General features: G+C 56.2%; 15 protein-coding genes. 10 read left to right on the forward strand and 5 right to left on the reverse strand.

Going from position 1 to position 14,562, the window contains the following annotated elements:
• Nucleotides 1-34: 34 nt before the first annotated feature.
• Nucleotides 35-1,474, reverse strand: a complete 1,440-nt coding sequence (locus H6815_13575; protein MCB9861469.1) for a sigma-54-dependent Fis family transcriptional regulator — start codon at nucleotides 1,472-1,474, stop codon at nucleotides 35-37.
• Between the two features lie 17 nt (nucleotides 1,475-1,491).
• Nucleotides 1,492-2,355, reverse strand: coding sequence for a HAMP domain-containing histidine kinase (locus tag H6815_13580; protein MCB9861470.1), 864 nt, complete (start codon nucleotides 2,353-2,355; stop codon nucleotides 1,492-1,494).
• 452 nt (nucleotides 2,356-2,807) lie between these two features.
• Between H6815_13580 and groL (H6815_13585) the strand changes: the two genes are divergently transcribed.
• The 9 genes from groL (H6815_13585) (at nucleotide 2,808) to acpS (ending at nucleotide 11,243) form a co-directional block, all read left to right on the forward strand.
• Nucleotides 2,808-4,553, forward strand: a complete 1,746-nt coding sequence (gene groL, locus H6815_13585; GenBank protein ID MCB9861471.1) for a chaperonin GroEL — start codon at nucleotides 2,808-2,810, stop codon at nucleotides 4,551-4,553.
• A gap of 27 nt (nucleotides 4,554-4,580) precedes the next feature.
• A complete protein-coding gene (locus H6815_13590) occupies nucleotides 4,581-5,477 on the forward strand; it encodes a class I SAM-dependent methyltransferase (GenBank protein MCB9861472.1) in 897 nt (298 codons plus the stop codon).
• A 73-nt stretch (nucleotides 5,478-5,550) separates the two neighbouring features.
• The gene (locus tag H6815_13595) at nucleotides 5,551-5,841 is read left to right on the forward strand and encodes a co-chaperone GroES (protein MCB9861473.1); all 291 of its coding nucleotides are present in this window, start codon (nucleotides 5,551-5,553) and stop codon (nucleotides 5,839-5,841) included.
• 90 nt (nucleotides 5,842-5,931) lie between these two features.
• Nucleotides 5,932-7,548, forward strand: a complete 1,617-nt coding sequence (gene groL, locus H6815_13600) for a chaperonin GroEL (protein MCB9861474.1) — start codon at nucleotides 5,932-5,934, stop codon at nucleotides 7,546-7,548.
• A 47-nt stretch (nucleotides 7,549-7,595) separates the two neighbouring features.
• On the forward strand, nucleotides 7,596-8,258 hold the full coding sequence (locus H6815_13605) for a hypothetical protein (protein MCB9861475.1): 663 nt from the start codon (nucleotides 7,596-7,598) through the stop codon (nucleotides 8,256-8,258).
• On the forward strand, nucleotides 8,258-9,415 hold the full coding sequence (gene dnaJ, locus H6815_13610) for a molecular chaperone DnaJ (protein MCB9861476.1): 1,158 nt from the start codon (nucleotides 8,258-8,260) through the stop codon (nucleotides 9,413-9,415). Before H6815_13605 ends, dnaJ begins: the two co-directional genes overlap by 1 nt.
• Before the next feature lie 27 nt (nucleotides 9,416-9,442).
• Nucleotides 9,443-10,069, forward strand: coding sequence for a nucleotide exchange factor GrpE (locus H6815_13615; protein MCB9861477.1), 627 nt, complete (start codon nucleotides 9,443-9,445; stop codon nucleotides 10,067-10,069).
• Between the two features lies 1 nt (nucleotide 10,070).
• Complete coding sequence (locus H6815_13620) at nucleotides 10,071-10,409, forward strand: zinc ribbon domain-containing protein (GenBank protein ID MCB9861478.1); 339 nt, start codon at nucleotides 10,071-10,073, stop codon at nucleotides 10,407-10,409.
• Between the two features lie 315 nt (nucleotides 10,410-10,724).
• Entirely contained in the window at nucleotides 10,725-11,243 is a 519-nt protein-coding gene (gene acpS / locus H6815_13625) for a holo-ACP synthase (GenBank protein ID MCB9861479.1), read from the forward strand.
• Here the strand turns inward: acpS and H6815_13630 are convergent.
• Nucleotides 11,223-12,302 carry a HEAT repeat domain-containing protein gene (locus H6815_13630; GenBank protein MCB9861480.1) on the reverse strand — a complete coding sequence of 360 codons (1,080 nt, stop codon included), beginning with the start codon at nucleotides 12,300-12,302 and terminating at the stop codon, nucleotides 11,223-11,225. The two genes, acpS and H6815_13630, sit on opposite strands and share 21 nt — an antisense overlap.
• A gap of 368 nt (nucleotides 12,303-12,670) precedes the next feature.
• Between H6815_13630 and H6815_13635 the strand changes: the two genes are divergently transcribed.
• Nucleotides 12,671-12,988, forward strand: coding sequence for a FliM/FliN family flagellar motor switch protein (locus tag H6815_13635; protein MCB9861481.1), 318 nt, complete (start codon nucleotides 12,671-12,673; stop codon nucleotides 12,986-12,988).
• Between the two features lie 103 nt (nucleotides 12,989-13,091).
• On the opposite strand, the gene H6815_13640 is transcribed toward H6815_13635, so the two are convergent.
• Both H6815_13640 and H6815_13645 read right to left on the reverse strand, forming a co-directional pair.
• Nucleotides 13,092-13,631 (reverse strand): PEP-CTERM sorting domain-containing protein, encoded by a 540-nt coding sequence (locus H6815_13640; GenBank protein ID MCB9861482.1) that lies wholly within the window; start codon nucleotides 13,629-13,631, stop codon nucleotides 13,092-13,094.
• Nucleotides 13,632-14,040: 409 nt separating this feature from the next.
• Nucleotides 14,041-14,535 (reverse strand): DUF1569 domain-containing protein, encoded by a 495-nt coding sequence (locus tag H6815_13645; protein MCB9861483.1) that lies wholly within the window; start codon nucleotides 14,533-14,535, stop codon nucleotides 14,041-14,043.
• Between the last annotated feature and the right edge of the window lie 27 nt (nucleotides 14,536-14,562).

The following is a 14,562-nucleotide window of genomic DNA, read 5'->3' on the forward strand; positions in this document are numbered from 1 at the left end:
AATCGTAGATCGATCGCGAGAAAAGTCTGTTCGTTTAGCCGGCTTTGCGTTCGACAGGCTCGTTGATTCCGAGCTGCTTCATCTTCTTGTAGAGCGTCGCCCGATTGATGCGGAGCGCGTCAGCTGTCTGCGTCCGATTCCAGCCGTTGGCATCTAGTGCAGCGCGCAGGATGGCAGCTTCCGTCTGGGCAAGGGACATCTCCAGAGACTGCTGCGCCCACGCGGTAGCTAGCGGTTGATCATGTGTGGGCGCTGCACTCGATACTTGTGGTGCTGCTGGCGCACTTGCTTGAAGTGTTTCCGGAAGGTCCTCCATCGAGAGCCGCTGACGCGAGGTCAACACAGCAGCACGAGCAACGACATTCTCAAGCTCGCGCACGTTGCCGGGGTAGTTGTACCGGCAGATCGCATCGAGCGCGTCCTCATCGAACCCGATGATCTGCTTGCCCAGCTCCTCGCACTGGCGCTCCAGAAACGCGCGGGCCATTGTGGCGATGTCCTGCCTTCGATCCCGCAACGGCGGAATCTCGATCCCCACCACATTGATGCGGTAGTACAGATCCTGTCTGAACTGCCCAGCTTCAACAAGTGTGTCGAGCGGCTGATTCGTCGCAAGCACCACGCGCACATCGACCTCGATCGTCTCTGACGACCCCACCGGCTCGAACTTCTTCTCCTGAAGCACGCGCAGGAGCTTGAGCTGCATTGCGGGCGATGCAGAGTTGATTTCGTCTAGAAAAATCGTTCCGTTGTTGGCAGCGAGAAACCGCCCCATTTTGTCCGTGTGCGCGCCTGTGAAGGCACCCTTGACGTGCCCGAAGAGTTCCGATTCGAGCAGTGTCTCGGGAATCGACCCACAGGCCAGTTCGATGAACGGCTCGTCCGATCGCGGCGAGTGCTCGTGGATCGCCCGCGCGATCATGGACTTGCCAACGCCCGACTCGCCCGTCATCAGAACTGTTGCTTTCGTGGGCGCAACGGACTCGACCATCTCGCGAATGCGCAGCATGCGAGCGTCTGACCCGAGCACGCGATCGAGCGCGGCAGTGTTGTCCGCTCTCGGTGCGGGTGCCTTGCCTTCGAGTCGGCGTTGGGTCAACGCACGATCGATCGATTGCAGCAGTTCGCGATCAACAACGGGCTTTGTCAAAAAATCTGAAGCACCGGACCGCATCGCTTTCACCGCTGCGTGCAATGTCGCGTGTCCCGTCATGATGATCACGCACGCGTGCGGTGCAATCTCGCGGATATGCCGAACGTGATCAACGCCGGAACCATCGGGGAGTGACGCGTCGAGCAGGACAACATCTACATCGTGTGCTGCGATTGCTTCTTCGCACGATGCGATGGAGTCCGCAGAAAGACACTCGCCGCCGAATGATTCGAGCAGTTCACACACCGATGCAAGAACAATCGGATCGTCATCGACAACCAACACGCGCGTGCTGGAGAGTTGGGATGGAGCCTGCGACATGCTGCCTCCACACTGCATCAGCCAACGGACACGTCGCCACCAACAACACCCGTGCGGACTGGAACCACAAACACGAGTGCTGCACCGCGATCAACATCCGTACGATTGCGCAGCTCGATTGTGCCGCCGGCTTGCGTGATGATCTGCTTCGATAGCGAGAGACCAATGCCGATCGGCGTTCCGTCCTTCAGCGCAGGCTTTGTCGAGTACCCATGATCGAACAGCATTTTCACCGGCACACCAACGGGAAGACCCGGACCGTTGTCGAGAACTTCGATGCGAACAACCGAACCCTGCGCACCTGCTTCGATACATCGCGCAAGCACAGTCACGCGCCCAGGCTGCTTGAACAGACCGATCGCTTCGATCGCATTGAGTACGCCGTTGAGCACAACGGGATAGAGCGGTCCGCTGTCGAGATCCTTGCACGCGTCGTCGATCTCGTACACAACCTCCGCGCCGCACTCGAGCGCCTTGGGCATCACGAGTTCGCACGCGTGGCGAACAACGTGCGCAACGGACGGCCGAACAGCGCTCGGATCGTTCTCGTCCGACGATGCCTGCTGCACGTTGATCGGTGCAAGCGCCATCATCCGTTCGTGGACGAGTTTGCCCATCTGCTCAAGCGAACTGACCGCGGTGTTGATGTGCTGATGGGCCTGCTCAAGCGGGCTCGGCTGTGTGACTTCCTGCTTCGCCTCGTCGAGTGCCCGTCGCGCGAGCATCAGGCAGCGCATCGACCCGTCGAGCATGTTGTTGATCTCGTGGGCGAGTTCGGTCACGCGGTCCGCGGTCGCGGGTGCAAATGCTGGCTCGGGAAGCTCGTCGATGTTCCCGGGCTGACCAGCATGGTCGAAGTTATCGTGCTCGTGACCGTTCATTTCGCTGTGGGTATCGACCGGGAACGCTCCTCAATCCACGTCGGCTGCCCGAAACACCGGGCAATGCGGGACTTCTGCCCATCCGACCGGTACCCGACCCTCCTGATCCGGTGCTATGGGACGCGAAAAAACTACACACAGATGCCTGCCAGCTTGGCAGATCAATGGAACCGGACGTGGGCCATCTGCCCGAGCCAGCCACGCTCACCTACAACCGACAGGCTCAGAGTCGCATTCTGCCATCATTTCGACGGACAACAGGCAGCCTGAGTTCGTGTGCCGGCTCATGTCTATCGACCCCATGCCCTGATAACTGGCACAGACTTTGCAAACCCACCAGCACGGGTTTGTGCCCGTTCATTCGCATTTCCGGCTGGGACGAGACGCTTCGCCAGCCTGTTCCGGTCTCTCAAACGCATACGAGTCATCCGTTTTCAGGGAGTTGAGCCCACATGGCAACGAAAGAACTGACCTTCGACATTGACGCACGCCAGTCGCTTCTCGAAGGCGTGGAGATCCTCGCCAAAGCAGTCAAAAGCACTCTCGGCCCGCGCGGCCGCAACGCGGTGCTCGACAAGTCCTGGGGCGGTCCGACCGTCACAAAGGACGGCGTGTCTGTCGCGGAAGAGATCCAGCTCCGCGACAAGGCAAAGAACATGGGCGTCATGCTCGTGAAAGAAGCTGCCAGCCAGACCAGCGACGACGCAGGCGATGGCACCACCACCGCGACTGTCCTCGCAGAAGCCATCTTCCGCGAAGGCCTGACCATGATCTCCGCTGGTGTTGACGCAAACGCGCTCGTTCGTGGTATTCGCAGCGCAACCAACGTCGTCACCAAGCAGATCGATGCCATGTCCACCCCCATCAAGGGCAAGGCGGACATCCAGAACGTCGCCACTATCAGCGCGAACAACGACAGCGAGGTCGGCAAGATCATGGCCGATGCCTTCCAGAAGGTCGGCAAGGACGGCGTGATCACGGTCGAGGAGGGCAAGAGCCTTGAGACCGATGTCACCGTCGTCGAGGGCATGCAGTTCGATCGCGGGTATCTCTCGCCGAACTTTGTCACGAACCCCGACGACATGCGCGTCGAGTTCGACAAGTGCCTCGTGCTGATCCACGAGGACAAGATCGAGAGCGCACAGAAGCTCGTGCCATTGCTCGAAGCCGTGATGAAGGCAAAGAAGCCACTTCTCATCATCGCCGAAGACATCACGGGCGAAGCACTCTCCACGCTCGTCATCAATAAACTCCGTGGCACGCTGCAGGTTGCAGCTGTCAAAGCTCCCGGTTACGGCGATCGTCGCAAGGCCATGCTCGGCGACATCGCAGCGCTCACCGGCGCGCAGCCGATCATGAAGGATCTCGGACTCGACATCGAGAGCGTCGAGATGTCGCATCTCGGTATGGCAAAGAAGATCGAGGTCGATGCCGACAACACCACCATCATCGAGGGTGCTGGCGCAACAAAGGACATTCAGGCTCGCATCGAGCAGATCCGGCGCGAGATCGAGGCATCATCCTCCGATTACGACCGCGAGAAGCTGCAGGAGCGCCTCGCCAAGCTCACAGGTGGTGTTGCGCAGATCAACGTCGGCGCAGCATCCGAAGCCGAGATGAAAGAGAAGAAGGCACGCATTGAGGACGCACTCCACGCGACCCGCGCAGCGCTCACAGAGGGCATCGTCCCCGGCGGCGGTGTGTCGTTCGTTCGCTCGCGTCACGCGATCGAGAAGCTCCCCGAGTGGAAATCGGTTTACGGCAAGAAGAACGAGGTCTCAGCAGACGACGTCGGCCGTGCGCACTACGACGTTGCTGCTGGACAGAATGTCATCTTTAAGGCGCTCGCTGTTCCGCTCAAGACCATCGCAGACAACGCGGGCGTCAAGGGCACCGTCGTCGTCCACAAGGTCGAGGAGAGCAAGGAGCAGAACTTCGGGTACAACGCGCTGACCGACGAGTACGGCGATCTGCTGCGTGACGGTGTCATCACACCCGCGAAGGTCGATCGTTCCGCGCTCCAGAACGCGGCGAGCGTTGCATCCATCCTGCTGACAGCAGACTGCCTCATCACATCCAAGCCCGAAGCGAAGGGTCACGACCACGGCCACGGCGGTGGTATGGGTGGCGGCATGCCTGGAATGGGAGGCATGGGCGGTATGGGTGGCATGCCTGGAATGGGTGGCATGGGGTTCTAAGAACTCGTCCGCTGAGACACAGAGAACATGGCACAGGATTACGTCAACACCGCAGCAATGGATCTCATCCGGAGTCTTCCGGACTACCGATCCTGCGCCTGTCTCGAACTCGGGTGCGGCGACGGGCACATGCTCGAAACGCTCGCACGCGATGGTGTTGATGTGCGGGGCACGACCTTCCGTTCCGAGACCGACGACTACATCCGCTATCGCGAGCATCCGCAGGACATCGCGTCGCGCATCGACACGGGCATCGACCTGAACTCGCCACTCCCGTACGAGGACAACCGGTTCGATCTCGTGTACTCAGTCGAGGTGATCGAGCACGTGGAGGGGCATCGCAACTTCATCTCAGAAGCTGCGCGTGTGCTCAAACCCAATGGCACGCTCGTCCTGACCACGCCAAATGTGCATCGCCTCTCGTCGCGTCTGCGTTTCCTGCTCTCGGGGATCCCGGACATGAAACGCGAGCCCGTGCCAGCGGATGTCCCACTCAACCGCATGGAGGAGTACCACCATCGGTGCGTGGACTTCCCAACACTGCACTACCTGCTCTGGCGTTCCGGCCTTCGCATCGAGGAGATGCGCGTCACGAAGACCAACACGACGAGCAGAGTCGCGATGGCGCTGTACGGGCTTCTTGTGCCATACACAAAGTCGGCGTGCCAGCGCAGAGCATCGTCTGACGAAGACAAGAAAGCAAAGCGCGATCTGACCATGTGGATGCTGTCCAAGGGCATCCTGTTCAGTGAGCAGCTCTGCATCAGAGCGACGAAAGTCCACAATACGGACCAGTCGCATCGAGAATCTGGCGCGAGCGCTTCGCGTCAGACATCATCACACACCACACCCGATGTCGTTGTTCCAGCAGCATCGTCGGCAAACACAATGAAATCGTCACTCAGCCCATCCGTTGCGGTCTGAGTTCACATCACACACATCTGACAAATCGTCAGACACAAACACGTTCGCACGATTGATTCACGGAGACACACACATGGCAGTCAAGCCACTCGAAGATCGCGTTCTCGTCAAGCCCATCGAGCAGGACAACAAGACAAGCTCGGGCCTGTATCTCCCCGAGAGCGCCAAGGAAAAACCCATCCAGGGCAAGATCATCTCGACCGGTCCGGGCAAGCTGCTCGACAACGGCACACGCGCGGCGCTGTCCGTGAAGAAGGGCGACACTGTTGTCTACTCGCAGTACGCGGGCACGACTGTTGAGATCAAGGGCGTGAAGCATCTGATCATGCGCGAGTCCGAGTTGCTCGGCGTGATCGAGGGCTAAGTCGCGCATCGCGTCCATTTGTATCGATTGAGTATTCAGTAAACACAGACATACCGCCGAACGCTGGCGAAAGGCTCGAAGGAACACACAATGGCAACAAAGCAGGTCATGTTCGATCAGAACGCGTTGATCGAAATGAAAAAGGGCGTGGACCGTTTGGCCGACGCTGTGAAAGTCACCATGGGACCGTCGGGTCGTCATGTCGTCATCCAGAAGTCATTCGGCGGTCCGTCTGTGACAAAGGACGGCGTGTCCGTCTCGAAGGAAGTCGATCTTCCCGAGCGCTTCGCTGCGATGGGCGCGAAGATGGTCAACGAGGTCGCAAAGAAAGCCAACGACAAGGCTGGCGACGGCACGACTGCTGCCACCGTCCTCGCGCAGGCGATCTTCAACTCAGGCCTGCGTTACGCGATCTCTGGCGCAAACACTGTCCAACTCCAGCGCGGAATCAACAACGCTGCAAGTGTTGCTGCCGAATACATCACCAGCATCGCCAATCCGTGCAAGGGCAAGGCCGATCTGCAGAAGATCGCAACCGTCTCCGCAAACCACAACGCGCAGGTTGGTGAGCTCATCGCAGAAGCGATCTCAAAGGTCGGCGCTGATGGTGTTGTCGAGGTCGAGGAAGGCAAGGGCAACGAGACCACGCTCGACTATGTCGAGGGCATGCAGTTCGACAAGGGATATCTCTCGCCATATTTCATGACCGATCCGAAGACCGCAGAGTGCGTGCTCGAAGACGCGTATGTGCTGATCTACGAAAAGAAGATCGCGAACCTGACCGATCTGATTCCACTCCTGAACAAGGTCGCGGGCGCGGGCAAACCACTGCTCATCATCGCTGAGGATGTCGAGTCCGAAGCACTCGCAGCACTCGTGATCAACCGTCTGCGCGGCGCATTGAAGATCGCTGCAGTTAAGGCTCCCGGATTCGGTGATCGTCGCAAGGCCATGCTCGGCGACATCGGCGTGCTCACCAACGGCACGTTCTTCTCTGAAGACCTCGGCCGAACCATTGAGTCGATCGAGCTCTCGGAACTCGGCAAGGCACGCAAGATCGTCATCACCAAGGACGATACAACAATCGTCGAGGGTGCTGGCAAGAAGGCTGCGATCAAGTCCCGCGCCGATCAGATCAAAGCTGCATACGACAAGTCCACATCCGACTACGACCGAGAGAAGTTGCAGGAACGCCTTGCCAAGCTAACCGGCGGCGTTGCCATCATTAATGTCGGCGGCGCAACCGAGACCGCGATGAAATCACTCAAGGACCTCGTCGACGATGCCCTCCACGCGACACGCGCAGCAGCTCGCGAGGGATACGTCCCCGGCGGCGGTGTTGCGCTGCTCCGCGCTATCGACGCGGTCGAGAACGCGCAGTCCAAAGCAAAGAACGATGAGAAGTTCGGATACGACATTGTGGCTGATGCGCTCTCATCGTGTGCGCATCAGATCGCAGTCAACGCTGGGTACGACGGCGATGTTGTGGTCGAGAACATCCTCGACAACGACTCCGTGAACTACGGGTTCAACGCGTCAACCGGTGAGTACGGCGACATGATCCGTCTGGGCATCATCGATCCTGCACTCGTCGCCAAGACCGCGCTGACACAAGCCGCATCGGTTGCTGGTCTGATGCTGACAACCGACGTGCTCATCACCGATCTCAAGGAAGAGGAAGAGATCGTCGCGGGCGCGATTGCGTAAGTTTGAACACATTGACCCCGTGGCGGAAACGCTACACGGGTCTATTTATGGATACTTGGGCTTCCATAACAATTGCAGCAACTTCGTCACTTGCAGCAATAGCGAGTGCTATAGCAGCGTTTTTGTCGCTCAGAGTATCAACTAGGGCGTTTAGATGGCAAAGATCGCAGTCAGCTCCCAAAGTGATTATTCGCACTTACACAACTTTGGACGCTCCTACTTGCATTTATGTTCGAATTGAAAATATAGGACAAGAACCTGCTTTTGACATTAAGTTCAAATCATCAACAGAACTTAAAAAAGGCTTTGGTTTTGCTCCAATTGATCCGGAAAGCGCGCAACCTTTACTTGGACCAATAGCAACTGGTATTCCTGCACTTGCGGCAGGAGATTATCGTGAGTTGCTTTGGGGACAATATGGTGGCCTTCACAGTCTAGTTGGTGATGGTTTCATTCGAATTGATTGCGAATTTTCTGATTCTCAACAGATACTTCACTCTACCCCTAACTTCCTAGAAGTGAAATCATATGAACACACAAATATTGGTGATAATCGTCCATTGTCTAAGATTGTTCAAGAACTATCGCAACTTCGAACAGAGTTTAAAGATTTGATTACTAAAGGAGTTGTTGTAGAACATCGCAAGGAATATGTGGATCGACTTCAAGCTCAACGAGAGGAAACAGCAAGAAAGAAGCAAAGATCATAATGCCGACCACACGCGACTATTACGAGATACTCAGCATTGAGCGCAGCGCAAGCGCGGACGATATCAAGCGTGCTTATCGCAGGCTCGCGATGAAGTATCATCCCGATCGCAACGGCGATGACAAGGAAGCCGAGGAGAAGTTCAAGGAAGCTGCCGAGGCGTATGACGTGCTGTCAGATGCGCAGAAACGCCAGATGTACGACCAGTACGGGCACGCTGGCGTGCGTGGTTCCGGCTCTGCTGGGCACGACTTCTCCCGCATGGATGTCACGGACATCTTCTCGATGTTCAACGATATTTTCGGCGGCATGGGCGGCGGATTCGGTGGTGGCAGCGCTCGCGGACGGCGAGGTCCCGCGCGCGGGTACGACCTTGAAACACAGGTCTACGTCACACTTGCAGAAGTACTCACAGGCACAGAGAAGGATGTCGAGTTCACGCGCATGGATGTGTGCAAGAAGTGCTCCGGATCCGGCGCAAAGCCTGGCACGAGTGCGACAACGTGCGCACAGTGTGGAGGGCAGGGCAAGGTACAACAGACCGGGATGGGCGGCATGTTCCGTATGGTCGTCGCGTGTCCCGTGTGCAAAGGCGCTGGCACAATTGTGAAGGAGCACTGCACGGATTGCAAAGGCAAAGGACGCACGCCAACCGATCGCAAACTCAGCGTAAAAATCCCGGCTGGCATCCAGCATGGACAGACAATCCGTGTCCGGGGTGAGGGCGAACCGCCACCACGCGAGGCATCCGCAAACGGCGACGGCATGCGCGGCGATCTGCACGTTGTTGTCGGCATTCAGGAGCACGAACTCTTCGGGCGCGAGGGTGACCATCTCATTCTCGAACTCCCGATCTCGTTTACGCAGGCGACACTCGGCGCAGAGATCGACTGCCCCACACTCGATGGCGAGACGAAGATTTCCATCCCACGCTCGACGCAACATGGCGCGATCTTCCGTGTACCAGGCAAGGGACTTCCGAACCTGCGTTCGGGCAGACGCGGCGAGCTTGTGGTTGTTGCAAAGATCGAGATTCCAACCAAACTGTCGAGCGAGCAGGAAAAGATTCTCCGCGAGTTCGCTGCGACCGAGGACGAAAAGATTCATCCTGAATCCACCAGTTTCTGGAAGAAGATGAGGGACATGCTGGGTGGCTGATCGCCATTCATTGCAGGCTGTACACATATGAACGAAGAACCGATGCAACAACCCAGCGAGACATCGACAGAGGATCAGGCGATCGTCAATCTGAAAGCGCAAGCTGAGCAGGGCGAAGTCTACGTCGACGAGTTTACACCAGAGGACATCGCGCAAGCAATGGTCCAACTCGCTGCTGAGCGCACCGAGTTTGAGGACAAGTGGAAGCGTGCGCTCGCTGAGTGCGCAAACATCGAACGCCGATCAGCCACGCGCGCAACAGAGACACGAAAGCAGGCGATCAAGGGAGTTGTGCAGTCGTTCATCGGTGTTGTCGACCACTTCGACCTCGCGCTCGCGCAGGACACGAGTAAGGTCAGCGCAGAGCAACTCGCCGACGGCGTACGCATGATCCGCGAGTCGTTCATCAATGTGCTCAAACAGCACGGCGTGCAGACGATCTCGCCTTCTGCTGGCGATGAGTTCCAGCCCGGTATGCACGAAGCCGTCACGCAGATTATCAGTGCCGAGGTCAAACCTGGCACGGTTGCGAGCACCTTCCAGTCAGGATACCGCATGGACGACTGGGTGATTCGCCCGGCGAAGGTTGCTGTTGCCAAGGCGGGCGAGCAGCCGATGCCTGATGATGCGAGTGCCGCATCGGAGGATGCCTGACATGCCAACCTATGACTATCGGTGCAACACATGCGAGCACGAGTTCGAACTCTTTCAGTCGATGAAGGATGCCCCAAAGCGGAAGTGTCCGAAGTGCGGCAAGAACACACTCGAACGACTCATCGGCACGGGCGCAGCGGTGCTCTTCAAGGGATCAGGGTTCTACGAGACAGACTATCGGACAAAGTCATACAGGGATGCTGCAAAGGCTGACAAGCCGAACTCCAGCTCTACTTCGACAGAGACGAAGTCGTCAGAAACAAAGCCTGCAGAGAAGAAGACCGAGACAACGTCAAAGAAAACAACTTCTGAGACAACCAAGCCTGCAAAGTCGAAGTGAAGCATGGCGCTTCACGACAACAACATCTCTGACAGCATTACAGTAGAGCGGTTACGTACGCGCGCTGTTGATCGTGTATTCAAGACACCACTCGGACGACTTGTCTTCCTGCATTACCTCCTCTGCCTCCCCGCGAGCATGGCGGTATTCATGCTCTGCGTCTGGATACTCCCCGGCAATACAGGATTCATCCTCGGCTGTTACGTCGCCGCCATTGTTCTGGCCGGTGCGATACTCAACGGCAGAAGACTCTATCGGAGACAATACACTCGTGCAATCGAAACCGAACTGGATATCTACAATGGAATCCTCTGCATGTGCGGATATTCACTTGCCGAGGTTCGTGGCACAAACTGCCCGGAATGTGGACGAGAGCGAAATCAACCTCAAAGTGCACTATTGCATCACCGCATAGTTTCCCACGGCATTGATCTGATTGAAGTATCGCGCATTGCTGGAATGATCGATCGCCACAATGATCACTTTCTGCATCGCGTATTCACCGATCACGAGCAGGAATACTCACGAAAGAGCAAACGATGCAATGAGCATCTTGCTGCTCGATTCGCAGCGAAAGAGGCCGTGATGAAAGCGCTGGGAACCGGCTGGCGCAACGGCATCGCATGGACAGACATCGAAGTCGTGTCACTGGCATCTGGCGCACCAGTTATCAAACTGCACGGCAAAGCGAAGCAGACCGCGGATGATCTCGGAATCCAAGAATGGCTTGTTTCGCTGACACACACAAAGGAAAACGCGATGGCTTCAGTCATCGCGTTGAAACAATCTGTGTCGACTCAAAGCCAGAGCATCTCACCCGCCGCCCGGTCCTGACTGAGCGGGTGCAACCGGAACATCAAGGTCGTGCGGCAGGACATTAGGCACAATGACTGCATCGCTGTTTCGACCTGTCGCATCTGTCGGGTTCGTTGGAGATGTTATTGCTGCACGTCGTTCGTGCTCGCTCTGCACCAGTTCTGTAACTCGAGGATCGTACTCGCGTTCCTTCCACTCGTGCCATGCCGGAATGTTCCAGCCAAGCTGGCGTGTCGAATCAGCACCCCACCCTGCACTTGTGATTCGACGCAGCGCGTTGTGGACATCAACATTGTAAAATGAGACTGCGACTCCCGACACGCGCAGGTACACACCCTCGGTTGCAACACTCAACTCGGGATCAAACCCAACTGCGCTATCTCCAACAACCGGCTCAAGATCAGAAACATACGCAACCTGCGTTCCAATCAGGATCTGTGCAAGTGCACCTGTCCCGGTTCCACCTCCACCACCGCCTCCGGTATTGCCAGGATTCACCTGCGCGTTGATCATCATTGGGATAGCCTCATAGAGCGACATGTCCGCAGCCATCTTCGCTGCAACTCCCTGCGCAGCAGATTTCTCCGAGCCCAAACCCTGCGCAATAACTGTCTGGACAGAATATGGAATCCTCTCAAGCTTTGTAGTTACAGCGTTCAGCTTATCAAACGCAAGCTTTGCAATGTCCTCGTTCTCATCAAACACAGCAGTCCAGGCAAGTGTTGCAAGCGCTTCATCTGTTTTTAGGTCGGCAAGATGATCAACGATCGCGGTACGCACATCATCGCCATCACTCTGAAACACTTCCAACATCGCGTCGAAGCTCGCCGGATCAACGTATGTTTTCAGCTTATCAATACCCGCCTGTCTGATCTGTACATTTCGAACATTTCTGAAGTACTTTGATCGAATGATTCGAAGTTCCTGCTGGAGTTCCTTTCCGCGCACACGATGGGCCTGCATCCTCTGCTGAAGTTCGGCATCTGTATAGTGAGCGGGACTCCCAAAGCCCGGCACATACGCGTCGCTTGGATCAAAGCCCATCGAGCTTTGCGCGTTCACGACTGTGGCGCTCAACAGCATTATCATGACAGCAGATCGAGCAGATGAAACCTTGTGAATCAGGCAACGATTGATGTGTTGTCGCATTCGAAGGTTCTCCGGAAACAAAGCCTCTGTGATCTGTTCATGACGCGAGATTGAAGCCCCTGACGAACATCTCATCAGAAGCACATTGTGCATCCTACCTCAGAACATCTGTATCAGATGCATTGTTCTGAGATCATCAGGCTGTGTCATATCCGACGTGCTTCAGTGTGATTTGTTCCGAACACGCATACTAGGCCCTATAACTTTATTGCCCTCATTGGTACCACACACATCAATCCGACCATGAGTTTCAAACAACACAAAACATCCAATCGAAACAAGCCGAACTCATCTGTATGGCTGTGCGGACACAGGATATTCTCAGGCTTGAGGTCCCGCTGATTGTGCGGGTTGGTGAGCGGGCCATGCGCCTGGATGAAATCCTGAATCTAGCGCCCGGCGCCATCATTGAACTTCCAATCGAGGCAGAAACAGAGCTCAGTGTCCTGATTAACAACAAGAAAGTTGGGACTGGGACAGCTGTAAAGATTGGTGAAAACTTCGGCGTCAAAATAACCGGCATTGGCGATAAACGCGAAATCATTGAGGCGACCGCTGCTGAAGCGGAAGACGATCTAGCCGCACTTGCAGAAGCATTTCTCGCTGGTCAATAAGGCACGAGTATGAGTATGCAAAAAAAACGATCTCGACCAAGCGATCGAGATCGGCTGTCTTGTCTGATTCAAGTATGCCAATGGGGCATACTCTCAGTGGTGATTAGCCACGACGACGACGTGCAGCGACGAGGCCGCCCATGCCGAGGAGCGCGAGGCTGCCCGGTGCAGGAACGAGTGTGACAACCATGTTGTCCCAGTCCTGACGTGCGTTGACGCTGGTGGAGTTCCAATCCTGGATCAGTTCGATGGTCCATGTGCCAACGGTGTTCGCTGGTGCGCCGGGGCCGGTCAGAACTGCGAAGTCCTGTGCAGCGTGGCTATAGAACCCTGGAGGATTGGAGCCGGAACCCTGGAAGTCCCAATCGTTGGTCACGTTGCTGAAACCACCGATATCGTAGATCTCGCCTGAGGGAGCTGTGAGCAGCATCCTGAGGTCTGATGCGTATGCTGCGCCGTTGGTGGGATCGAGGAAGTCACCCTGGAATGCAAAGCCTGTGAGGCCTGCAGATGTTGAGGTGAAGTTGAATGTCTGGGAAGCCAGAGGGCCAACCAGGCTGATTGAACCGATGTTGAACACTTCGTCTGCGGATGCGACGGTCGCGAGACCAGCGATCGCAACAACTGCCATTGCCTTCTTCATATCTTCTCTCCTCGTCTTGTGTACACAAATCGACGCTGAATCGACGAGATCCAGTTGTGTGAGCGAAACATGCTGCCCACGAGCAGACTGCAGCTACGCACCGCAGTACCAACTGAGCACAATCGCATAACCGATTGAGCGCAAAGCACAACTGACCACTTGCGTCAGTCACGAACAAGATGAGAGATGGGAGTGTTGCAAACCGTGCGAACGCATCGGCGCAGTCTCTCAATCTCCTCCTCGGGAGTCTTTCAACTACCGCTGGTATTAGAACATACCAAAAGATCAATGTCAACTGGATTTGGCTTGAAGTACGAAAGTTTCGTCAATCTTACGAAGTAAATGTCCCATAATAAACGAGATCGCAGTAGACTCTGTTCTGGTTGCAGATAGGGATCCGGATCCATTTTCAGTCATACTTTAGAAACCCAAGATGCATTGCACAATGCTTGCGCTGGATCATCTCCCACTGGTCATGGGTCATCTTTCCAAAGATCGCACTTGGATGAGTCATCTTCTCACCATGTAGAACCCGGTTCACCCGGGAGCGAAGGTGCTGTAGGCCTGTTGAAAAATCAACTTCAGGTGCTGGCTGGAAACTTTTGGGTGCCTTGAATCCTCTTGGCATGGGCTTGGGTCCCATCGCAGACTTGAAAAACGCTGCTCGGATGAGCCAGATCATGGGTGCCGGGAACGCCTTTTCACCGCCATCTAGCGCTGCGACGAACAGCTTTGCACAATGGTCCATAATTTGTCCCGCAGTCCAATTGCCCGTATGCGATAAGGTTCCGGCTGCGTGCGCAGCTTCGATACGGCCGAGTTCTTCCGCGATATCGGCAATCGAGCCAAACTCGAGTTCACGATGCGGGGCGGTCTTTGTATTCACGGGCGCAGCAGTGGTCATTGATCTCTCCAGAACATGCACGAGGAA

The organism is Phycisphaeraceae bacterium (assembly GCA_020639155.1).
Lineage (GTDB): Bacteria > Planctomycetota > Phycisphaerae > Phycisphaerales > UBA1924 > JACKHF01.